This window comes from Xanthomonas sp. LMG 12461 (genome assembly GCF_009192935.1).
GTDB lineage: Bacteria > Pseudomonadota > Gammaproteobacteria > Xanthomonadales > Xanthomonadaceae > Xanthomonas_A > Xanthomonas_A sontii.
Map to the genome: position 1 here is coordinate 1 of NZ_NQYT01000040.1, position 22,244 is coordinate 22,244.

The following is a 22,244-nucleotide window of genomic DNA, read 5'->3' on the forward strand; positions in this document are numbered from 1 at the left end:
CATGACAGTTGACTCCTACGGGACACGCTGCGCCCGATCGGATCCGGCGAAGGCACGTTCTTCGAAGGTCAAGGAAGCCGCTGCAGGCATGGCAACAGCCACCATGGCGTCGGACGGGAACGAGCGAGAGAGAATGCTGCGGCGCCGCACGTCATCGCGCAGGCGAGGCTGCAGAGGCATGAAGGGAAGATGGGTTCGGGGCGTGCCGCTGCGGGCGCATTGCGGTGGGTTGGCCCAGCGCTGCGGAAGCAGAACTCCATGCAGCGCCCGGTAGGCCCCCTCTCCTCCCGCCTACCGCAGATCAGGCGCGACCTCCGGCGCCAGCGAGGCGGTACGGTCCGAGCGGCGCTACGCCGGCATGTCAGGACGCCGGGATCGAGCCGCGAACACAGGACGTATCGCGTCTACGCCTGTTGACGGCAGGCGCGGGCGCAACTTAAGCGAAAATTCTTTTACACACAAGCTTCACGTTCAGTGTGTGGGGCGCACCCCGACAGCGCTGTCCGCAGGGCCCCGACGCCCGCGGATTTGGCGTGGCGATGGAACACCACCGGTCACTGCCCGCGCTGCGTACGCAGTGCCCGATCCTGCCGCTGACGCCTTCGCATCAAGCACTGCGCGCGTAATCGAAGCCAACCGGCGCAGGCTGGATTGCCAGTTCTGGCGGCTCGTCCTCCGTACGCAGCGCCAGCGGTGCCGTACCGGCCAGCCGGAACACCGCCACCGCCTCGCTCAGGCTGCCGGCCTGCTGCTCCAACGCGCGCGACGCGGCCGTGGCCTGCTCCACCAACGCCAGGTTCTGCTGGGTGCTGCGGTCCATCTGCGCCATCGCCTGTCCGACTTCGTCGATGCCGGCGGCCTGCTCCTGCGAGGCCGCCGCAATGCCCGCCATGAGTGCATTGACCTCGTCCACCGAGGCCAGCACGCGCCCCATGGTGCGGCCGGCGTCGTGCACCTGTGCCGAGGCCACCGCAACCTGGTCCACCGAGGCCTCGATCAGGCGCTTGATCTCCTTGGCCGCATCGGCCGAGCGCTGCGCCAGCGCGCGCACCTCGCTGGCGACCACCGCGAAGCCGCGGCCCTGCTCGCCGGCACGCGCGGCCTCCACCGCGGCATTGAGCGCCAGGATATTGGTCTGGAAGGCGATGCCGTCGATCACCGCGATGATCTCGCCGATCTTGCGCGAGGCCGCTTCCACGCCCTGCATCGCACCGACCGCCGCGTCGATCGAAGCGCCACCCTGGCCGGCCACGGTCGCCGCGGCGTCGGCCAGCTGGTTGGCATGGTGCGCATGGGTGGCGTTCTGGCGCACGGTGTCGGTCAGGCGCGCCGCCGCACGGGCGGTGCGCTCCAGCGTGCCGGCCTGTTCGGCGCTGCGCTGCGACAGGTCCTGGTGGCCGCCGGCGATGGCGCCGGCTTCGGCATCGATCGCTGCGGCCGCGTGCTGGATGCCGGCCACGATCGCTGCGAGCTGGTCGGCACTGGCGTTGGCGTCGTCGCGCATGTCGGCGAACACGCCATGGAAGTCTCCATGCATGCGCACGCCGAGGTCGCCGCTGGCGATGGCGCGCAACAGCCCGGACAACTCGCCCAGGTTGCCGTCCACCGTCGCCATCAGTTGGTTGAGGCTCTCGAGCATGATGCGGAAATCGTGCTGGTGCGCGCCGAGATCGGCACGCGCGCTGAAGTCGCCGGCCGCGGCGGCCTCGGCCAGATGCCAGATGTCGCGGCTGAGCGTGCCGAGGTTGGCCTTGATCGCATCCATCGCCTCGGAGATCGCGGCCTGCTCGCCGGGCAGGCGCGGCATGTCCTCGCTGAGATCACCGATGGCGTAACGCCGCATCAGCGCCACCATCGACTGCGCGGTGCCCACATGCAGGTCGACCAGCGCATTGGCGTCGCGCAGCAATTGGCCGTAGTCGCCCGGGAAGGCGGCCGCATCGCCGCGGCAGGCGATGGCGCCGTCGGCATGCCGTTGCGCCATCCGCCGCTGCTCGGCCAGCACCGCGCGCAGTTGGGTCTGCATGGTCTGCATGCTGCGCAGCAGCTCGGCGGCCTCGTCGTTGCCCTGTGCCGGCAACACCGCGTCGAGTTGGCCGGCGGCGATCGCCGCGGCCACGCGGGTGCCTTCGCGCAGCGGCCGCACCAGGCTCTGGGTGATGCACCAGCCCAGCCACGCACTGACCGCCAGCAGCAGGCCGCCGCCGAGCAGCAGCAGCCAGCGCGCGCGGGCCATGGTGGTCACCGCCTGCGCATAGGAGCCGTCGCTGAGCGTGCGCAGGTGCGCGGCGTTGCGCTGGATCGCCTGCTGCCACTGCGCCAGCAGCGGCTGCAAGGTGTACAGGTGCAAGGTCTGCGCATCCAGGTTCTGGTTGTCGGCAGCCATCGCCAGCACCTGCGACTGGAACGGCTGCACCTGCACATAGGCCTTGTCGATCGCCGCGCGCAGCTGCGCGCCGGTGCGGTCGGCCGGGTCCAGGCGCAGCGCGAACAGCTTGCGACGTGCCTGCGCGTAGTCGTGCTGGGCCTGGCCGATCGCGCGCACCACCGCCTGCTTCTCGTCGGGGTTGGTCAGGATGACGTCGTTGAGCAGGCCGATCTCCAGCCGCGCCTGCGCCGCGACCATGGCGTTGGACAGGCGGATCTTCTCCATCTTGTCCAGGGCGATGTCGTCGAGCTGCTGCCGCGCCAGCGCCATCGACGCGAGGCTGGCCACGATCAGGGCGCCGCAGATCAACAGCAGGGCAGCGAAGGCGAAGGTCAGGCGTGGGCCGACCCGGTAGCGGCGAAGGAGGCGGATCATGGAGGCGCGGCGTCAGAGCGAAAGGTGCGCGCTACGCTGTGCGCCGAAGTTTTCCGAACCGCGACGGCACGGCGACAACATGTCGAACTGTGACGCCGCGAAAGGAACAATTGCGGCGGCCTGCGCAGCACCGGCGCCCACTGCGTCGCAGTGTGCGTGCGCGATGCCCGGATGCGATGGTCGCGGCGGCGCAGACGCATGGCGACGCGGTCAGCGCCGCGTCTGCGTCAGAGGAAGCCGTGCAGCAACGCGGCCACCGCCGCCGGTTGTTCCATGTGCAGGTGGTGGGTGCCGGGCAGCGTGTGCACGCGGCCGTCACGCAGGCACGCCGCGCGCGTCAGGCGCAGCGACTCGGGCAGGATGTCCTGCGCCGGATCGGCGAACACCACCGCGGTCGGGCACTCGATGCCGGCCAGCAGCGCCTGCATCTGCGGCTCGGTCGGGCGGAGCGCGGTGGGCAGGGTCAGCCGGCGGTCGCTGCGCCACACGTAGCCGCCGTCCACCGCCCGCACGCCGCGTTCCACCAGCAGCCGCGCCGCCGGCTCGCTGAGCTGGTTGGCCAGCATGCGCGCCCGCACCGGCGCGGCCAGATCGGGAAACACGCGCAACGGCGTGGCGGTGGCACGGCGGGTACTGGCGACGCTGTTGCGCAGCCGTTCCACCGCGCCCGCCTCGCTCTCGGCCAGGCCGCCCAGCATCTCGATCGCCACGAACTTCTCGATGCGTTGCGGCGCCGCGGCGGCCAGCAGGCTGGCGATGGCCGCGCCCATCGAATGGCCGATCAGCACGAAGCGCTCCCAGCCCAGCGCATCGGCCGCGTCCAGCACCGGGTGCAGGGCGCTGGCCAGCAGGTATTCGGCACCATCGGGCAGGTCGCTGCTGTGGCCATGGCCGGGCAGGTCCAGCATCACCAGGTCCAGCTGCGGCAGGTGCCGGCTCAGCGGCACGAAGCTGGCGGCGTTGTCGAGCCAGCCGTGCAAGGCCAGCGCCTTGGGGCCCTGCGGGTCGCCGCTGCGCAGTCCGGCCAGCGCGCCCACCCGCGACGGGCAGGCAAAAGCACGCAAACTCATGCCGCGCGGGCCGCCAGCTGCGCCAGCGCGCGCGCGTGCGCCGGGGCGTCGTTGAGACAGGGGATGTAGCGCACCTGCATGCCGCGTTCGGCGCAGGTCTCGACGAAGCCCATCGCCACTTCTTCCAGGGTTTCCAGGCAGTCGGTGGCGAAGCCGGGACAGAGTACGTCCACCTGCTTGACCCCCTGCCCGGCAAGCTCCCACAGCCGCGGCTCGGCATACGGGCGCAGCCAGCGCTCGGCGCCGAAGCGCGACTGGTAGCCGAGCTCCCACTGCCCGGCCTCCAGGCCCAGCGCAGCGGCGATCGCCTGCGCACTGGCTTCGCAGCGCTGCGGGTAGGGATCGCCGTTGTTGGCCACGCGCTGCGGCAGGCCATGGAAGGAGAAGAACAGGCGCTCGCCGCGGCCATGCTGCGCCCAGTGCGCACGCACGCTGTCGGCCACCGCCGCGACCCAGGCCGGGTCGGTCGGGTAGTCCTCGATCAGGTGCACCGGCAGCTGCGGATGGCGCGCCTGCCAGGCCTGCACCACATCCTCGATCGAGGCGGTGGTGGTGGTCGAATACTGCGGGTACAGCGGCAGCACCACGATCCGGCGCACGCCGGCATCGCGCAGCGCGTCCAGGGCCGGCGCCAGCGCCGGCGCGCCGTAGCGCATCGCCCAGGCCACGCGATGCCCGGGCAGTTCGCGCTGCATGCCCTCGGCCAGGCGGCGGGTATACACCGCCAGCGGCGAGCCGTCCGCCAGCCACACCTGGGCGTACTTCTCCGCCGACTTGGGCGAACGCCGCGGCAGGATCACCCAGTGCAGCAGCGGCCACCAGAACAGCCGCGGGATCGCGACCACGCGCTTGTCGCCAAGGAACTCGGCCAGATAACGGGCGACCGCAGGCGCGGTGGGCGCCTCGGGCGTGCCTAGATTCACCACCAGGATGGCGGTCTCGGGTGCGTCGGACATGCGCGCATTGTGGCAGAGCGCGCGCGTTGCGGCGTGTCGATCTGTTCGATCGCGGCGATCGACGGCGCCTGCATGCGGTGCCGGCACCACTCATTGCCGATTCATTGCCCTGTGACTAAGTTCAAGGACTTGCAGTATCTTGCTGCGGACCTATTTCGGAGCCCGCCATGCCCCTCCTGCCGCGCCTCGCCCTGTTGTTGAGCACCCTGTTGTTCGTCGGCCACGCCGTGGCCGGACCGGAAGAGGACGAGCGCGCCCGCAACGCGCTGCGCGTGCTGACCGACATCCAGAAGATTCCCGAGCAGGCCATCCCCGACAAGCTGCTCGACGAGGGTCGCGCCATCGTGGTGATCCCGGATACGCTCAAGGCCGGCCTGGTGATCGGCGGGCGTCGCGGCCACGGCCTGATGTCGGTCAAGCGCCCCGACGGCACCTGGTCCAACCCGGTGTTCGTCAAGCTCACCGGCGGCAGCATCGGCTTCCAGGTCGGTGTGCAGTCCTCCGACGTGGTGCTGGTGTTCCGCAACGACCGCAGCCTGGACAACATCGTCAACGGCAAGTTCACCCTCGGCGCCGATGCCGGCGTCGCCGCCGGCCCGGTCGGGCGCAACGCCGCTGCCGCCACCGACGGCCAGCTCAAGGCCGAGATCTGGTCGTGGTCGCGCGCGCGCGGCCTGTTCGCCGGCGTCGCCCTGGATGGCGCCGCGCTGCAGATCGACGATGCCGCCGACCTCAACGCCTACGGCAGCAACACCACCCCGCGGATGATCTTCGAAGGCCGCACCACCAACCGGCCGTCCAACGACATCGTCGCCTTCCGCGACAAGCTCGAGGAAGCCACCTACGCCGCGCGGCAGAGCCGTGGCACCGACAGCAACGGCAGCCCGGGCGCCGCCCCGGCACCGGCGGCCATGCCGGCGCCGCAGGCCACGCCGGAACCGACCGCCGCGCCCGACGCTGCTGCCAGCACCGTGCCCCTGCAGGGCCAGGCGCAACCGGCGCAGCAGGGCTTCCAGCCGGTGTCCGACGGCGAGATCCGCACCGAGAAGCTCGACGGCGATCGCTGAGCGCCGTTCCCAACGCCACCTGTCCATCGCGCCGTGCAGCCCTCCCTGCACGGCCGGGAAAGGTAACGCGGCGCGGCGCGGTGCGTTATCCTGCGGGTTCCTTACGACTTTTCTGCGAGCGGATCATGGGCAGTCTTAGCATCTGGCACTGGCTGGTGGTGCTGGTGATCGTGCTGCTGGTGTTCGGCACCAAGCGGCTGACGAGCGGCGCCAAGGATCTGGGCAACGCGGTCAAGGAATTCAAGAAAGGCATGCGCGACGACGACAAGCCCGCCGGCCAGCTCGGCGACGAGACGCGCAGCAGCAGCGAGCCGTCCCGCCAGACCCAGGCCGAACGCGACCGCGACGCGCACTGACGGGACCCCGCCGGCGTGTTCGATATCGGATTCAGCGAACTGCTGGTGATCGCGGTGGTGGCCCTGGTGGTGCTCGGTCCCGAGCGCCTGCCCAAGGCGGCGCGCTTCGCCGGATTGTGGGTGCGCCGCGCCCGCGCGCAGTGGGACTCGGTGAAGCAGGAACTGGAACGCGAACTGGAAGCCGAGGAACTCAAGCGCAGCCTGCACGACGTGCAGCGCTCGCTGCGCCAGGCCGAGACCCAGTTTCGCGATGGCAGCGAGGAACTGCAGCGGCAGACCGAGGCGCTGCGCCGCGACATCGATCCGAACCCACCGGTGCCGCCTGCCGACAGCGCGCCGTCGACCGTGCCGCCAGCGACAGCCGCCGCAATCGACGCCCCGACTGCGCACACTCCCGAGACGGCCACGCCCCTGCCCACGCACTCTGCCGCGACGGTGCCCGCCGCTTCCGTGGTGCCGGCCGCCGCGCGCGGTGCCGCCGCACCGCATCCGGCGTCCACCGCCACGGCGCATACCGGCCAGCCGCCCTCCATTGATCCGGAGGCGCCGCGATGAACGTGGAAGCCGAGAGCAGCCTGATCGAACACCTGATCGAACTGCGCGCGCGGCTGATGCGCGCGCTGATCGGCCTGGGCGTGGTGGTGGTAGCGCTGCTGCCCTTCTCCAAGCGCCTGTACTCCTGGCTGGCCGAGCCGATGCTGGCGCAGTTGCCGGTGGGCCAGAGCGTCATTGCCACGCACCCGGCCGGCGCGGTCATCGCGCCGCTGAAGCTGGCGTTCTTCCTGGCCCTGTTCGTGTCCGCCCCCTGGCTGCTGTACCAGGCCTGGGCCTTCGTCGCCCCCGGCCTGTACCAGCGCGAGAAGCGCCTGGCGCTGCCGCTGCTGGCCTCGGCAGTGCTGCTGTTCTACCTCGGCTGCGGCTTCGCCTACTTCCTGGTCCTGCCGGCGGTGTTCCACTTCCTCACCACGTTCAAGCCGGACGTGATCCAGCTCACCCCCGATGCCGGCGCCTACCTGGACTTCGTGCTGGCGATCTTCTTCGCCTTCGGCGCCAGCTTCGAACTGCCGGTGGCGCTGGTGATCCTGGCCCTGCTCGGCTGGGTGACCCCGCAGCAACTGCGCGAGGGCCGCGGCTACGCGGTGGTCGGCATCTTCGTGCTGGCCGCCGTGCTGACCCCGCCGGACGTGGTCTCGCAACTGATGCTGGCGATCCCGATGTGCCTGCTGTACGAGCTGGGCATCATTGCGGCAGCGGCGGTGACCAAGAAGCCGGGAATCGAGGCACGGGAATAGGGAATCGGAACAGCGGTTCGCTGCATACCCACCATTACCACGCGGCTTGACGACAATCTGCCGCACACAGCAAAACGGCCCCGAGGGGCCGTTTTGCTGTTGCTGTGGCTCTTACGATTCCCGACTCCCGATTCCCCAATCCCGGCGCTACGCCACAAAGACGTTGGAGGGCGGCGGCGGCACCGCCGGCGCCGCATCGCCGGCGTGCACGAACATCTGCTTCCAGGCCGCGTACACGATCCCGGCCAGGACCGGCATCAGCAGCGCCATCAGCAGCAACTGCGCGACCAGCGCGGCCGCGGCGGTGCCGACGAGGAGCTGCAGCACCAGCATCACCACGGTCAGCGCGAAATAGAACGCGAACATGGCCAGGAAGGCGAGGACGAAGAACACCAGCATCGCCGGCAGGTTGTGCAGGCAGGCGCGCAGGCCGTGCCCGATGGCGGCGATACCGTTGCGGCCGTCGAACATCACCTGCGGCGCGAACAGGAACAGGGTCAGCGCCACCGCCACGAACCCGACCGCCACCAGCATCAGCCACAGCAGGATGCGCAGCGCCGGCAGGGTCGCGACCAGTTGCTCCACCTGCAGCGGATCCGGCTGCGCGCCGGACTGGCCCAGCTCGTTGAGCTTGTTCATCACCGTGGTCAGCTGCATCCACCCGTCCGGACCGATCACCACCACCGCCAGCAGCGCCAGCGCCAGCCCGACCACCACCTGCGGCAGCAACGCCACCAGCAGGTTCGGCGTGCGACCGCCGTGCAGGCCCTGCAGCAGGTGCGCCGGCTCGGCGCTGCGGCCCTGGTCGACCTCGCGCACGGCCCACACCAGCCCGCCGAACAGCAATGGCCCGGCCAGCCCCATCAGCAGTTGCGCCAGCATGCCCAGGGTCGGGTTGAGCACGCCCAGGAACAGGGCGATCAGCGCCGCCAGGCCCCAGATCAGTCCGAGCCGGCCCAACGCCCACGGCGCCCGCCGCAGCAGGGACATGCCGGCCAACAGCCATTCCGCGCCGGCCGAGGCCGGCAGCTTGCGAATCTCGATCATTGCCAATCCGAAGTGGGGGACGCCGTACAGCGGCGGCGACTGCACAGATTATCGCGGTTTTGCCTGGCCGCTGCTGTGCTGCCCGCGTGCGTGCTGAACGAAGCGCCGCAACAGTTTGCGTGCCAGCGGTGCGGCGCTGACCTCGCGGGCGATGGTACGGGCGCAGCGTCCGGCGCTGCGTAGACAGTCCGCGCGCGCCTGCACGTAGCCGCGCATGTGGTGGGTGGCGAACTCCGGATGGAACTGCAGGCCCCAGGTCGCCTCGCCCCAGCGGAACGCGTGGCACTGGTCCTGCGCCGAGTGCGCCAGCACCGTGGCGCCGGACGGCGCGCGCAGCACCGTCTGCAGATGCGTGGCATGCGCGGGGAAGCGAGGCGGCAGGCCGGCGAACAGCGGATCCTCGGCGGCGGGCGGGTGCAGTTCGATGTCCACCGTGCCCGATTCGCGCCCGGCCGGGTTGTAGGCGACCTCCCCGCCCAGCGCGTGCGCCAGCAACTGGTGGCCGTAGCAGATGCCCAGCAGCGGCGTGCCGTCCTCGGCGGCTTCGCGCAACCAGGCCGCCGAGCGTTCGCTCCACTCGGCCCGATCGGTGACGAACGCCGCCGAGCCGGTGACGATCACTCCGGCGAAGTCGCCCCGCACCGGCAACGCCTCGCCGGCGACGACGTTCGTCACCACCGTCTCGCGCTCGGCCAGGCCGGCGGCGACGCGGATCCAGTGCGGGAAGCGTCCGTAGCGCCGCATCGTCGCCACCGGTTCACCGGTTTCGAGGATCAGAAAGGGCGCAGCACGGCGACGGACGGGAGAAGCGAACGGCATGGTGGGATTCTAGACGCCGTCGCCGTGGATTGTTCAAGGCCGCGCGGCGGTGGCGGCATAGCCATATAACTGGCGATCATGAGGCGGGGAAGCGCCCCGCGCTTCACTCCCGCGGCGGCAGCACCGACAGCACTTCTTCGATGGTGGTCAGGCCGGCGGCCACCTTTTCCAGGCCGGCGCGGCGCAGCGTGCGCACACCCTCGTCCTGGGCGGCGCGGCTGAAGCCGGCCAGGTCCATGTCGGCGCGGATCAGGGTGCGCAGGCGCGGGGTCACCGGCAAAAGTTCGTACAGGCCCATGCGGCCCAGGTAGCCGGTGCGACGGCATTCCAGGCAGCCGACCGGGGCGTAGGGTTGCAGCGCCTCGGGCAAGGCCTCGCCCGGTTCGCGCAGCGCGTCCCATTCGTGCGCTTCCAGGGTGTGCGGGCGCTTGCAGTGGCCGCACAGGGTGCGCACCAGGCGCTGCGCCAGCACGCCGTTGAGGGTGGAGGCGACCAGGTAATGCGGCACGCCCAGATCGAGCAGGCGGGTGATCGCCGAAGGCGCATCGTTGGTGTGCAGGGTCGACAGCACCAGGTGGCCGGTCAGCGAGGCCTGCACCGCCATCTGCGCGGTTTCCAGGTCGCGGATTTCGCCGATCATGATGATGTCCGGGTCCTGCCGCAGCAGGGTGCGCACGCCGCTGGCGAAGTCCAGGTCGATGTTGGCCTGCACCTGCATCTGGTTGAACTCGGTGGCGATCATTTCGATCGGGTCCTCCACGCTGCACACGTTCACGTCCGGCGTGGCCAGGCGCTTGAGCGTGGAGTACAGCGTGGTGGTCTTGCCCGAGCCGGTGGGGCCGGTGACCAGCACGATGCCGTGCGGGCGCTCCACCAGCGCGTTCCAGCCGGCCGCTTCCTGCGGGCTGAAACCGAGCTGGTCCACGCTCTTGAACGCGGCATCCGGGTCGAAGATGCGCATGACGCACTTCTCGCCGAAGGCGGTGGGCATGGTCGACAGGCGCATCTCGGTCTCGCGCCCGCCCGGCGAGCGGGTCTTGATGCGCCCGTCCTGCGGACGCCGCCGCTCGGCCAGGTCCATGCGCCCGAGCACCTTGATGCGGCTGACGATGGCGGTCATCACCGCCGGCGGCACTTCCAGCACCTTGTGCAGCACGCCGTCGATGCGGAAGCGCATGCGTCCGGCCTCGCGCCGCGGCTCCAGGTGGATGTCGCTGGCGCGCTGCTCGTAGGCGTACTGCAGCAGCCAGTCGACGATGTGCACGATGTGGTGGTCGTCGGCGTTGACGTCGCCGCCGCGGCCCAGTTCCACCAGTTGCTCGAAGCTGGGCAGGCCGCTGCTCTGTTCGGTGCGCCCGTCCTTGGCGCCGCGCACCGAGCGGGTCACGCCGAAGAACTCCATCGTGTAGCGATGCAGGTCCAGCGGGTTGACCACCACCACCTCGATGCGGCGCCGCGCCAGGTGCTGCACGTCGCCGAGCCAGTCCAGCGCCAGCGGTTCGCTGGTCGCCACCAGCAGACGCTCGGGCTGCAGGGCAAGCGGCAGGATCCGGTGGCGGCGCGCATAGGCGTGCGAGACCACGCCGGTGACCGCGGCCACGTCGACCCGGGTCGGATCGATGCGCAGGTAACGCAGGCCGCAGCGCTGCGCCAGCCACTCGGTCAGCCGTTCCAGGCTCAGTTCGCTGCCGGGCGGGCGGGTGGCGGCCAGTTTCAGGTTGGACAGCAGCACCAGCGGATGCACGTCGCTGACGGTGCGTGCGGTCTGTGCCGAGAACTGCACGCGGCCGCGTTCGGCCGGTGCGACCAGGCCGTCGGCGAGCAGCGCCGCAGCCACGCGTTCGAAGCTCAGCCGGCCCGGCGGCAACGCCACGGTGGGCTCGGCGGGCGACGACGCGGGCGGCGCGGCAGGGCGCGAATCCATGGTCCAGGTCCGGTACGCGGAAGTCCCCGCGAGTCGGTCGCTATACTAGCGCACCCCTCAACCGGCCCCTGCGAGATGTCCGTTTCCCGGTCCGTTCCGATCACGTTCCAGGGTCTGATCCAGACCCTCAACCAGTTCTGGGCGCAGCACGGCTGCGTGCTGATCCAACCGTTGGACCTGGAAGTGGGCGCCGGCACCTTCCATCCGGCCACCTTCCTGCGCGCGCTCGGGCCGGAGCCGTGGAACGCGGCCTACGTGCAACCGAGCCGGCGCCCCACCGACGGCCGCTACGGCGAGAACCCGAACCGCCTGCAGCGCTACTACCAGTACCAGGTGGCGATGAAGCCGAACCCGGACAACATCCAGCAGCTGTACCTGGATTCGCTCAAGGCACTGGGCATCGATCCGCTGGTGCACGACCTGCGCTTCGTCGAGGACAACTGGGAATCGCCGACGCTCGGCGCCTGGGGCCTGGGCTGGGAGGTGTGGCTCAATGGCATGGAAGTCACCCAGTTCACCTACTTCCAGCAGGCCGGCGGCCTGGAGTGCAAGCCGGTGCTGGGCGAGATCACCTACGGTCTCGAGCGGCTGTGCATGTACCTGCAGAACTGCGACAACGTCTACGACCTGGTGTGGACCTACGGCCCCGATGGCAGCCCGGTCACCTACGGCGACGTCTACCACCAGAACGAGGTGGAGCAGAGCGCGTACAACTTCGAGCACGCCAATGTGGCCGAACTGTTCCACCGTTTCGACGCGTGCGAGCAGGAAGCGCAGGCGCTGGTCGAGGTCGGCCTGCCACTGCCGGCGTACGAGCAGGTGACCAAGGCCAGCCACGCCTTCAACCTGCTCGATGCGCGTCGCGCGATCTCGGTGACCGAGCGCCAGCGCTACATCCTGCGCGTGCGCGCGCTGGCGCAGGCGGTGGCCAAGGCCTACTACGCGCAGCGCGAGAAGCTGGGCTTCCCAGGCGTGAAGCGCTGAGGCGCGGCCGATGCGACCTGATCGGGAACTGTTCGTGCTGCTCGGCCTGCTGTGGTCGGCGCCGGTGGCGTTCGGCTACTTCTGCGCGTGGTGGGCGCAGCAGCGCGGACGCAGCGCCTTCGGCTGGTTCCTGTTCGGCTGCTTCCTGCTGCCGGTGGCCGGATTGTGGCTGCTGGCGATCAACGGCGACGACCGCGATAGCCGCGGCAAGCCTAAAGACAAATCGATTGGGCGCGGCGACCTGCTGGCGACCCGGAAGGACGTGATATGAGCATGCACCCCCTGCTGATCGAACTGGGCACCGAGGAACTGCCGGTCAAGGCATTGCCGGGCCTGGCCCAGGCGCTGTTCGACGGCGTGATCGCCGGGCTGGAGAAGCGCGGCATCGCGGTCGAGCGCGGCGACGCCAAGCCGCTGTCCACGCCGCGCCGGCTGGCGGTGCTGCTGCCGGGCGTGGCGGTCGAGCAACCGGAGCAGCGCGCGGAAGTGCTCGGCCCCTACCTCAACATCGCGCTGGACGCGGACGGCCAGCCGACCAAGGCGCTGCAGGGGTTCGCCGCCAAGGCCGGGATCGACTGGACCGCGCTGGAGCGCACCAGCGACGCCAAGGGCGAGCGCTTCGTGCACCGCGCGGTGAACCCGGGCGCGCGCACCGCCACGCTGCTGCCGGAGATCCTGCGCGAGGCGATCGCGGCGATGCCGATCCCCAAGCCGATGCGCTGGGGCGATCACGACTACGGTTTCGCCCGGCCGGTGCAGTGGCTGGTGCTGCTGTTCGGCAGCGAGGTGGTGCCGATGCCGCTGTTCGGCGTGGAGGCCGGCCGCGACAGCCGCGGCCACCGCTTCCTGCACGACGCGCCTGTGCCGCTGGCGCAGCCGGGCGACTACGTGGCCGCACTGCAGGCCGCGCAGGTGCTGGTGGACCCGGACGTGCGCCGCGCGCGCATCGTTGCCGAGGTTGAACAGGCCGCGCGCGAAGCCGGCGGCAGCGCGCGCATCGCCGCCGACAACCTGGAGCAGGTGGTGAACCTGGTCGAATGGCCGTCGGCGGTGCTGTGCAGGTTCGAGCCGGCGTTCCTGGCGGTGCCGCAGGAAGCGCTGATCGAGACCATGGAGAGCAACCAGAAGTTCTTCCCGGTGCTGGACGACGGCGGCAAGCTCACCGAGCACTTCATCGGCATCGCCAACATCGTCTCGCGCGACGTCGCGGAAGTGGCCAAGGGCTACGAGCGGGTGATCCGCCCGCGCTTCGCCGATGCCAAGTTCTTCTTCGACGAAGACCTCAAGCAGGGCCTGGAGGCGATGGGCGCCGGCCTGGCCAGCGTCACCTACCAGGCCAAACTGGGCAGCATCGCCGACAAGGTACAGCGCGTGGCCGCGCTGGCCGAGGCGATCGCCGCGCAGGTCGGCGTGGACCCGGCGCAGGCGCGCCGCGCCGCCGAACTGAGCAAGAACGACCTGCAGTCGCGCATGGTCAACGAATTCCCGGAACTGCAGGGCATCGCGGGGCGCCACTACGCCGTCGCCGCCGGCGAGCCGAGCGAGATCGCCCTGGCCATCGACGAGGCCTACCAGCCGCGCTTCGCCGGCGACGACATCGCCCTGTCGCCGCTGGGCAAGGTGCTGGCGATCGCCGAACGCCTGGACACGCTGGCCGGCGGGTTCGCGGCCGGGCTGAAGCCCACCGGCAACAAGGATCCGTTCGCGCTGCGGCGCAATGCGCTGGGGTTGGCGCGGACGGTGATTGAGAGTGGGTTTGATTTCAGTCTAGTGATGCTACTGATTCGTGCGGTAGGAGCTGCTTACTCAACAATTGGCTTAGAAAACATCAAGCCTGCCGCGAATAAGTTCGTTTCGTCCGTACAAGAGCTGCATCAACAAGGATTTTCGATCGCATTACAAGACGAGATCGTTCGGACAGTCGCGGGTATTGAACCCAACGATAAAAACGAGGAAATGCATCAGACAATCTCTGACCTATACCTTTTCATCCTTGATCGTCTAAAGGGGTATTACAGCGATAAGGGTGTTCCTACGTCTCATTTTAATGCTGTAGCCGAGCTACAGCCTCGATCGCTGTACGACTTCGACCGCCGCATCGACGCGATCGGCACCTTCGCCGCGTTGCCGGAGGCCGAGGCGCTGGCCGCGGCCAACAAGCGCATCCGCAACATCCTGCGCAAGGCCGAGGGCGAGATTCCGGCGCAGGTCGACGCGGGCCTGCTGCGCGAGCCGGCCGAGCGCGCGCTGGCCGAGGCGGTGGAAGCGGCGATCGCCGAGACCGACGGCGCGCTGCGCCAGCACGACTACGTCACCGTGCTGAACTTCCTGGCACGGCTACGCCCGCAGGTGGACGCGTTCTTCGACGGGGTGATGGTCAACGCCGACGACCCGGCGCTGCGTCGCAACCGCCTGGCCCTGCTCAAGCGCCTGGGCGACCGCCTCGGCAGCGTCGCGGCGATCGAGCACCTGTCGGCGTAAGCAGCAGAAGCGTCGAACCAGAGACGGGCCGCCTTGCGCGGCCCGTTCTAGTTTTGCGGGTGGAACTCCTGCGGCAATGCGCGGCGCCAATGGCTTCGGCACACCGCAATGCGTCGGGACTGAAGTCCCTCCCACAGTGCAAGCTCCCTGCTGCCCGCACGCCCTGAAGGCGCGTTCGCTTGCGTCCTTCACAACAAGCGTGTGCAAGCGTCCGCGCTAAGCCCCTCTCCCGTCGGGAGAGGGGTTGGGGTGAGGGTGCGGCGCGAAGCGACCTGCGGAGTGTCAGTGCACGAGGCTGCGCCTGACCCTCATCCGCCCCTGCGGAGCACCTTCCCCCAAAAAGGGGGCCGTGGTCCCGAAGGGAGAAGGAACAGCTGACTAGCCCCTCTCCCTCCGGGAGAGGGGTTGGGGTGAGGGTACGGCGCGAAGCGACTCGCGGAGTGTGAGTGCACGAGGCTTCGCCCGGACCCTCATCCGCCCCTACGGGGCACCTTCCCCCAAAAGGGGGCCGTGGTCCCGGCGGGAGAAGGAATAGCCGACTAGCCCCTGCGCACATCCGCACGCCCCCTCCCAGCCACAGCGCTCACAACGTACCCCGCCATTACGAATCCCCAATCCCGACTCCCCAATCCCGGCCTTCAATCAAACAACGCCTGGATCGCCGCCAACCCTGCATTCGCGCGTTCCTTCTTGCGCGCTGCGTCGGCCACCGGGTCGGCGCCGTCGCGCTGCATTTCCTCGGCCGGGATCTCGTCGAAGAAGCGGCTGGGCTTGAGCCGGATATGCTCGCCGAACTTGCGGGTGAGCTTGCTGTAGCTCATCCACAGCTGCTCCTTGGCGCGGGTGATGCCGACGTACAGCAGGCGCCGCTCTTCCTGCAGGTTGCCCTCTTCCAGGCTGACCTCGTGCGGCAGCACGCCGTCCTCGCAGCCGACGATGAACACGTAGCGGAACTCCAGGCCCTTGGACGCGTGCATGGTCATCATCCGCACCTGGTTGCCGCCGTCGTCCTTGTCGTTGCGCGACAGCAGCGCCAGCTGCGCGGCCAGGTCGCCGACGGTGGCGCCGCGCGGTCCGCCCTCGAACCACTTGGCCAGTTCCTCCAGGTTGCCGCGGCGACGCTGGAAACTCGCTTCGTCCTTGCACTGGCTGCGCAACTCGCGGATCAGCCCCGACTGCTCGGCGAGCTGGCGCACCACGTCGGCCGAGGACAGCGTGGTCGAGGCCGTGCGCAGTTCGTGCAGGATGTCGACGAAGTCGCTCAGGCCGTTGGCCGCGCGCGGCGGCAACTGCTGCAGCGCGCCCACCGACTCGGCCGCGCGCGACATCGGCAGGTGCTTGGCCGAAGCCAGTTCGGCCAGCTTGGCCAGCGAGGTCGCGCCGACCTCGCGCTTGGGCGCCTGCACCGCACGCAGGAACGCCGCGTCGTCGTCGGGATTGACCAGCAGGCGCAGCCAGGACAGCACGTCCTTGACCTCCTGCCGCTCCAGGAACGCGGTGCCGCCGGTGATGTGGTACGGCACGCTGGCCATCTGCAGCGCCTTTTCCAGCGGCCGCGACTGGAAGTTGCCGCGGAACAGGATGCAGAAGTCGCTCCACGGCACCTGCTTGGCGGTGCCCAGGTAGGCGATCTCGGCGGCGACCTTCTCCGCCTCGTGCTCGCTGTCGCGACACTCCCACACGCGGATGCGCTCGCCGTCGGCCTGGTCGCTCCACAACGTCTTCAGGTGCTCGTGCGGATTGTGCGCGATCAACGCATTGGCCGCGCGCAGCACGCGGTTGGAGCAGCGGTAGTTCTGCTCCAGCTTGATGATCTGCAGGGCCGGATAGTCGCGGCCCATCTGCAACAGGTTCTCAGGATTGGCGCCGCGCCAGGCGTAGATGCTCTGGTCGTCGTCGCCCACGCAGGTGAAGTTGCCGCGCGGGCCGGCCAGCATCTTCAGCAACCGGTACTGCGCATCGTTGGTGTCCTGGCTCTCGTCCACCAGCAGATAGCCGATGCGCTCGCGCCAGGCCATCACGATGTCTTCGTTCTCCTCCAGCACCTGCACCGGCAGGCGGATCAGGTCGTCGAAGTCCACCGCGTTGAAGGTGCTCAGCCGCGCCTGATAGCGCTCGTACAGGCTGGCCGCCTCCTGCTCGCGGTTGCTGCGCGCCGCCGCCATCGCCTGCTCCGGCGACAGCCCGGCGTTCTTGGCGCGCGAGATCAGGTTCTTGGCGTCCTCGATGGCATCGGGCTTGGCGCCGGGCATCAGATCCTTGATCTGCGCGGCGGCATCGTCGGCGTCGAAGATCGAGAAGCCGCGCTTCAGGCCCACCGCCGCGTGTTCGATCTGCAGGAACTTCAGCCCCAGGGCGTGGAAGGTGCAGATGGTCAGGCCGTCGGCGGCCTCGCTGCGGATGCGCTTGGCCACGCGCTCGCGCATTTCCTTGGCCGACTTGTTGGTGAAGGTGATCGCGGCGATGCGCTTGGCCGGGTAACGGCCGCTGGCGATCAGGTGCGCGATCTTTTCCACGATCACGCGGGTCTTGCCGCTGCCGGCGCCGGCCAGCACCAGCAACGGACCCTCGCAATGCAGGACCGCGGCGCGTTGGGGAGGATTGAGACCGTGCATGAAGACTTCCCTTGGCCGCGCATTGTAACGGGCGCCGGCCGGCGCCGACGCCCCACCGCCGCGCCGGCGCTGAACCGGTTCGCGAACCGCCCGGCGGCCGGGGCGCGCGGCCGCCGCGCTAGAATCGGCGGCATGGCGAAACTGTATTTCTACTATTCGGCGATGAACGCCGGCAAGACCACCACGCTGCTGCAGTCGGCGCACAACTACCGCGAGCGCGGCATGCGCACGGCGATCCTGACGCCGCGGCTGGACCATCGCGCCGGCAGCGGCGTGGTCGCCTCGCGCATCGGCCTGCGCGCCGACGGCATGCCCTTCGTCGCCGACACCGATCTGCTGGCCACCCTCGAGGCCGACATCGCCAGCCACGGGCCACTGCATTGCGTGCTGGTGGACGAAGCGCAGTTCCTCAGCCGCGCGCAGGTCTGGCAACTCAGCGAAGTGGTCGACCGGCTGCGCATCCCGGTGCTGTGCTACGGCCTGCGCACCGATTTCCGCGGCGAGCTGTTCGAAGGCAGTCAGTACCTGCTGGCCTGGGCCGACGAACTGCAGGAGATCAAGACCATCTGCCACACCGGCAGCAAGGCGACAATGACCGTGCGCGTCGACGAGAACGGCCACGCGGTGCAGGACGGCCCGCAGGTGGAGATCGGCGGCAACGAGCGCTACGTGTCGGTCAGCCGCCCCGAGTTCAAGAAGATCATGCGCGGCGAAGGCCGCATCGATCCGCTGCAGATTGCGCTGCCGCTGTAACCCGGATGCAACGCGCGACGCACCGCGCTGGTGCGTCGCGCCACGATGCGATGAACCGTGGCTGACGTGTGCCGTACACGCGTCTGTTCCTATGCCATCAGTCTATGGAGCGCACCCAGCGGCATGCCTAGAATCGCGCCGATCGCACTCATGGGATGAGGAACATGCTTTCGTTGAAAGGATTTTTCGCCGGCAGCGGCACCGTCCTGGCCTGTACCCTGCTGCTCGCCCTGCCCGGCCCCGCCGCTGCGGCCCCGGGCGACCACACCTTCCAGGACATCCCGGCGCAGGTGCTCACCGACGGCTTCCTCGAGGCGCACCTGGACCTGTTCTATCGCCGCGCCGGCATCCGCGCCGACAAGAAGAAGGGCGAGTACGCCGAGGCCAGGAAGCAGTAACAGCTGGCCGCGCGCTACGCCGACAAGCCGTCGCAGGCGCGGTTGGGCGAGATGTACTGGGAAGGCCAGGGCGGCGCCGCCGACCATACGATGGGCTTCCTGTGGATGGCGCTGGCCGCCGAGCGCGGCTACGACCAGTTCGGCGCGCGCAAGATGGAGTACTGGAACCAGCTGACTCCGGACGAGCGCAAGCGCGCGGCCAAGCTCGACAAGTCGATGCTCGCCGACTACGGCGATCAGGTCGCCAAGCCGCGCCAGGAAGCGGTGCTGCGGCGCGAAGCGATGCGCAGCACCGGCGGCCTGCTCGGCCACTCCGGCGCGGCCGGCCCGCTGTCGATCAACGGCCCGCGCGGCGGCAGCATCGATCCGGAAGTGTTCTACGCCAAGCAGTTCTGGGAACCGAGCGCGTACTGGAAGCTGCAGGATCAGGTGTGGGACGGGCGCACCCCGGGCCGGGTCGACATCGGCGATGTCGAGGACATCAGCACTGAAGGTACGCCGACGCCGCCGCCGCAGGAGCCCGACAAGCACTGAACGCGGCGCCATTTCCGCGTCGGGACTGAAGTCGCTCCCACAACAGCCCAGTGCCGGGCCTGTGCGCTCCTGTGGGAGCGACTTCAGCCGCGACGCGCGATGCGCACCAAGCTCGCACACCCGGCTGCGTCGGGACTGAAACACCAGCGCAACCGCTCCATCCAACGAGCGCCCGATGCCGGCCGGCGCCGAGCGCTTCGCGGCTCAGTACAGCTTGCGCTCGGCCGCCGGCGGCGGCGTCCACTGGTACAGCCAGGTCTCGGTGAGCGGGCGCTCGCCGCTGCGCAGGTACAGGCGGATATCGATCTGCTCGGTGCCGTCGTCCGGCGGCACCACGTCGAACATCGCGCGGTAGCCGGAGATCTCGTGCAACGGCCGCGCCGAGACGATCTCGGTGCGGCCGCGGTTGAGCTGCAGCACCGCCTCGACCTTGGCGTCCTTCTCCTTGCCCAGCTTGGCCAGTTCGCCGCCGACGAAATCCACCGCGAAGCGCCACGAGAAGTAATGCCGCTTCTGCCCGACCACGCCGCCCAGGCCGGTGCGGGTGGCCACGCAGTGCGCCAGCGGCGAGGACGCCGGCGCCTGTGCGCCCCAGTACAGGCGGTAGCCGAACAGCAGCTCCTGTCCGGGCTGCGGCTTGTCCTGCGGATTCCAGAACGCGACGATGTTGTCGAAGGTCTCGTCGACGGTGGGGATCTCCACCAGTTGCACCGAGCCCTTGCCCCAGCCCTGCTTCGGCTCCACCCACAGGCACGGGCGCTTCTCGTAGAACACGCCGTCGTCCTGGTAATGATCGAAGTTGCGGTCGCGCTGCAGCAGGCCGAAACCGCGCGGGTTCTCGTCGACAAACATGTTGAAGCGCAGGTGCGGCGGATTGCACAGCGGCCGCCAGATCCACTCGCCGCCGCCGGTCCACATCGCCAGGCCGTCGGTGTCGTGGATCTCCGGGCGCCAGTCCCAATCCATGCGGCGGTCGTTCTCGCCCATCTGGTACATGCTGGTGCACGGCCCCAGGCCCAGGCGCTCGATGGTCTTGCGCGGATACAGCGCGCTGTCGATGTCCATCAGCAGCACGTCGCCATTGGTGATCGCGAAGCGGTAGGCACCGGCCACGCTGGGCGAATCCAGCAGCGCGTACACCACCACCGTGTCCGAGCCGGCCTTGGGCTGCTCCAGCCAGTAGGCGATGAAGTCCGGGAATTCCTCCGGGCCGCCGGTGCCGGTATCGATCGCCAACCCGCGCGCCGACTGGCCGTACTGGCCCTCCTTGCCGACCGCACGGAAGTAGCTGGCGCCGAGGAAGGCGGCGAAGTCGCGCTCGGTGTCCTGCTTGGTGTTGAGGCGGAAACCGGCAAAGCCCAGTTCCTTCGGCAGCGGCTTGCCCTTCAGCCCGCTGCTGCCGTAATCGAACGCCGCGCTGTCGTAGGCCAGTTCCTGCGCCTGCCCGTCGACCAGGTCGAACATGTGCACCGGCGTCTTGAAGTACAGGCCCAGGTGGAAGAACTTGGCCTGGAACTTCGGGCCCTGCTCGGCCGCCCACAACGCGTGATCCTGGCGGTAGCGGATCGACTGGTACTGGTCCCAGGTCAAGCCCTCCACCGGCGCCGGCAGCGCCCGCTTGTGGCTCTGGTACGGCGCGCTGGCCATGGCCCGCGCGTGGCCCTTGAGCCAGGCGTAGTCGAACGGCTGCGGCTTGCCCAGGCGGCGCAAGCCCACCGCAGGGGCCGCCTGGCCGAGCATCGGCATCGCCGGCAAGCCCATGGCGGCAAAGGCGGCGGCGGCGTTCTTGAGGAAATCGCGTCGTTGCATGGCCGGATCGAAACGGAAAAGGACGCCCATCATAGACAAGCGGCGCCGAAGGTGGCGGTGATGGATGGTGCCCGTGGGTGCGAGCCCCGAACGCAGACGTGCTGGAGGTGGGCGGGCGGGCCCCGGCCGAGACAGTTGCCGACCCGACCACATCGGCGTCGCTATGCCCGAGTGGGCAAGGCCTCTTCTGGAGCCGCTAACGGCGCGACAAGGCCCACCGAGAAGCCCAGTGACATGTGCGCTTGAGCAGGCCCGTTACCGGCAAGGCCCGTCGCGGCTGAATCGCGCTCGCGGTCGCGACGGCCCATCGTGCCGAGACGCTGCAAGAAGCGCGGTGCTGCCGGTGTCCCTGCGGACGCCGGACCGCCTTCGTCGGTGCATGCAGCGCGATCGCGTTCGTTGCTCAGCGCTGGCAATGGCCGCACCAGACGCTGGCGCGCTGGCCGATGCTGGCGTGGCGCAGCGTGCGTCCGCAACGCTTGCAGGCCTCGCCCTCGCGGCCGTAGACCGACAGCTCCTGCTCGAAGTAGCCCGGCGCCCCATCCGGGCTGATGAAATCGCGCAAGGTCGTGCCGCCGCGCTGGATCGCATAGCCCAGGATCGCCTTGGCTGCCTCGGCCAGGCGTGCGTAACGGGCACGCGAGACGTCGCCGGCCTCGCGCAGCGGACTGATGCCCGCCTGGAACAGGCTCTCGGCCGCGTAGATGTTGCCCACCCCGACCACGATGCGCTGATCCATCAGGAAGGTCTTGACCGGCGCAGTGCGGCCGCGGCTGAGCCGGAACAGATGATCGCCGTCGAACGCATCCGACAGCGGCTCCGGCCCCAACTCGGCGAGCAGCGGATGGGTCTCGCCCGGCGCCTGCCACAGCAGGCAGCCGAACCGGCGCGGGTCGTTGAAGCGCAGCACGCGCCCGTCTTCCAGGCTGATGTCGACGTGGTCGTGCGCCCGCGGCGGCGTGTCGCCCGGCAGCACGCGCAAGCTACCGGACATGCCCAGATGCAGCAGCGCACTGCCGACCGCGGTATCCAGCAACAAGTACTTCGCGCGCCGGCGAATGCCGTCGATGCGCTGCCCCGGCAGCCGCTCCGCCACGTCAGGCGGAATCGGCCAGCGCAAATCCGGCCGCCGCAGGATCACCCCATGGATGCGCCGCCCCGACAGATGCGGCTCCAGGCCGCGCCGGGTGGTTTCGACTTCGGGGAGTTCGGGCATGATGGTACGGTCGCGGAGAGTCGATAGCGGGATTCGGAAACTGTAACACCAGGGTGATGTCGCTCTCGTCTGTAAGCAGGGACGCGCTGATCTCGGTGCAGGTAGCCGGCAGCTCCATCG

At 69.4% G+C, this 22,244-nt stretch carries 19 protein-coding genes; 10 read left to right on the forward strand and 9 right to left on the reverse strand.

Annotated features, from left to right (window positions below):
* Positions 1 to 607: 607 nt before the first annotated feature.
* The 3 genes from CEK68_RS11130 to hemH all read right to left on the reverse strand — a co-directional run bounded on the left by CEK68_RS11130 (position 608) and on the right by hemH (position 4,829).
* Positions 608 to 2,803 (reverse strand): methyl-accepting chemotaxis protein, encoded by a 2,196-nt coding sequence (locus CEK68_RS11130; RefSeq protein ID WP_152239403.1) that lies wholly within the window; start codon positions 2,801 to 2,803, stop codon positions 608 to 610.
* A gap of 227 nt (positions 2,804 to 3,030) precedes the next feature.
* Positions 3,031 to 3,873 (reverse strand): alpha/beta hydrolase, encoded by an 843-nt coding sequence (locus tag CEK68_RS11135; protein ID WP_152239404.1) that lies wholly within the window; start codon positions 3,871 to 3,873, stop codon positions 3,031 to 3,033.
* Positions 3,870 to 4,829, reverse strand: a complete 960-nt coding sequence (gene hemH / locus CEK68_RS11140; RefSeq protein ID WP_017917087.1) for a ferrochelatase — start codon at positions 4,827 to 4,829, stop codon at positions 3,870 to 3,872. Before hemH ends, CEK68_RS11135 begins: the two co-directional genes overlap by 4 nt.
* Before the next feature lie 167 nt (positions 4,830 to 4,996).
* Between hemH and CEK68_RS11145 the strand changes: the two genes are divergently transcribed.
* The 4 genes from CEK68_RS11145 (at position 4,997) to tatC (ending at position 7,544) form a co-directional block, all read left to right on the forward strand.
* Entirely contained in the window at positions 4,997 to 5,896 is a 900-nt protein-coding gene (locus tag CEK68_RS11145) for a YSC84-related protein (RefSeq protein ID WP_148828608.1), read from the forward strand.
* A gap of 125 nt (positions 5,897 to 6,021) precedes the next feature.
* Positions 6,022 to 6,252 (forward strand): Sec-independent protein translocase subunit TatA, encoded by a 231-nt coding sequence (tatA, locus tag CEK68_RS11150; protein WP_010340619.1) that lies wholly within the window; start codon positions 6,022 to 6,024, stop codon positions 6,250 to 6,252.
* Positions 6,253 to 6,267: 15 nt separating this feature from the next.
* Positions 6,268 to 6,807, forward strand: coding sequence for a Sec-independent protein translocase protein TatB (gene tatB, locus CEK68_RS11155; protein WP_152239405.1), 540 nt, complete (start codon positions 6,268 to 6,270; stop codon positions 6,805 to 6,807).
* Positions 6,804 to 7,544 carry a twin-arginine translocase subunit TatC gene (tatC, locus tag CEK68_RS11160; RefSeq protein ID WP_017907961.1) on the forward strand — a complete coding sequence of 247 codons (741 nt, stop codon included), beginning with the start codon at positions 6,804 to 6,806 and terminating at the stop codon, positions 7,542 to 7,544. Before tatB ends, tatC begins: the two co-directional genes overlap by 4 nt.
* A 147-nt stretch (positions 7,545 to 7,691) precedes the next feature.
* Here tatC and CEK68_RS11165 read toward each other — a convergent pair whose 3' ends face one another.
* The 3 genes from CEK68_RS11165 to CEK68_RS11175 form a co-directional block, all read right to left on the reverse strand.
* Positions 7,692 to 8,591, reverse strand: coding sequence for a BPSS1780 family membrane protein (locus tag CEK68_RS11165; protein ID WP_152239406.1), 900 nt, complete (start codon positions 8,589 to 8,591; stop codon positions 7,692 to 7,694).
* A 48-nt stretch (positions 8,592 to 8,639) separates the two neighbouring features.
* Positions 8,640 to 9,410, reverse strand: a complete 771-nt coding sequence (locus tag CEK68_RS11170) for a glutamine amidotransferase (RefSeq protein WP_152239407.1) — start codon at positions 9,408 to 9,410, stop codon at positions 8,640 to 8,642.
* A gap of 103 nt (positions 9,411 to 9,513) precedes the next feature.
* Positions 9,514 to 11,334, reverse strand: a complete 1,821-nt coding sequence (locus CEK68_RS11175; protein WP_152239408.1) for a GspE/PulE family protein — start codon at positions 11,332 to 11,334, stop codon at positions 9,514 to 9,516.
* 75 nt (positions 11,335 to 11,409) lie between these two features.
* Between CEK68_RS11175 and glyQ the strand changes: the two genes are divergently transcribed.
* The 3 genes from glyQ to glyS are packed head-to-tail and all read left to right on the forward strand — an operon-like array spanning position 11,410 to position 14,799.
* Positions 11,410 to 12,318 carry a glycine--tRNA ligase subunit alpha gene (gene glyQ, locus CEK68_RS11180; RefSeq protein ID WP_150409983.1) on the forward strand — a complete coding sequence of 303 codons (909 nt, stop codon included), beginning with the start codon at positions 11,410 to 11,412 and terminating at the stop codon, positions 12,316 to 12,318.
* 10 nt (positions 12,319 to 12,328) lie between these two features.
* Positions 12,329 to 12,589, forward strand: a complete 261-nt coding sequence (locus tag CEK68_RS11185) for a hypothetical protein (protein WP_017912106.1) — start codon at positions 12,329 to 12,331, stop codon at positions 12,587 to 12,589.
* A complete protein-coding gene (gene glyS, locus CEK68_RS11190; RefSeq protein ID WP_152239409.1) occupies positions 12,586 to 14,799 on the forward strand; it encodes a glycine--tRNA ligase subunit beta in 2,214 nt (737 codons plus the stop codon). The genes CEK68_RS11185 and glyS overlap by 4 nt, the downstream gene beginning before the upstream one ends.
* A 638-nt stretch (positions 14,800 to 15,437) precedes the next feature.
* Here glyS and rep read toward each other — a convergent pair.
* Positions 15,438 to 17,414, reverse strand: a complete 1,977-nt coding sequence (gene rep, locus CEK68_RS11195) for a DNA helicase Rep (RefSeq protein ID WP_152239410.1) — start codon at positions 17,412 to 17,414, stop codon at positions 15,438 to 15,440.
* 132 nt (positions 17,415 to 17,546) lie between these two features.
* Here rep and CEK68_RS11200 point away from each other — a divergent pair, with 132 nt between their 5' ends.
* From CEK68_RS11200 to CEK68_RS21240, 3 genes are all read left to right on the forward strand, one after another.
* Positions 17,547 to 18,167: a thymidine kinase gene (locus tag CEK68_RS11200; RefSeq protein WP_017907968.1), complete on the forward strand. Its 621-nt coding sequence runs from the start codon at positions 17,547 to 17,549 to the stop codon at positions 18,165 to 18,167.
* Positions 18,168 to 18,331: 164 nt separating this feature from the next.
* Positions 18,332 to 18,565: a hypothetical protein gene (locus tag CEK68_RS21235; RefSeq protein WP_226977851.1), complete on the forward strand. Its 234-nt coding sequence runs from the start codon at positions 18,332 to 18,334 to the stop codon at positions 18,563 to 18,565.
* 51 nt (positions 18,566 to 18,616) lie between these two features.
* Entirely contained in the window at positions 18,617 to 19,099 is a 483-nt protein-coding gene (locus CEK68_RS21240) for a hypothetical protein (RefSeq protein ID WP_226977852.1), read from the forward strand.
* 204 nt (positions 19,100 to 19,303) lie between these two features.
* Here CEK68_RS21240 and CEK68_RS11210 read toward each other — a convergent pair whose 3' ends face one another.
* Both CEK68_RS11210 and mutM read right to left on the reverse strand, forming a co-directional pair.
* Complete coding sequence (locus tag CEK68_RS11210) at positions 19,304 to 20,908, reverse strand: glucan biosynthesis protein D (RefSeq protein WP_152239411.1); 1,605 nt, start codon at positions 20,906 to 20,908, stop codon at positions 19,304 to 19,306.
* A 403-nt stretch (positions 20,909 to 21,311) separates the two neighbouring features.
* Positions 21,312 to 22,124, reverse strand: a complete 813-nt coding sequence (gene mutM, locus CEK68_RS11215) for a bifunctional DNA-formamidopyrimidine glycosylase/DNA-(apurinic or apyrimidinic site) lyase (RefSeq protein WP_152239412.1) — start codon at positions 22,122 to 22,124, stop codon at positions 21,312 to 21,314.
* Positions 22,125 to 22,244: the final 120 nt, after the last annotated feature.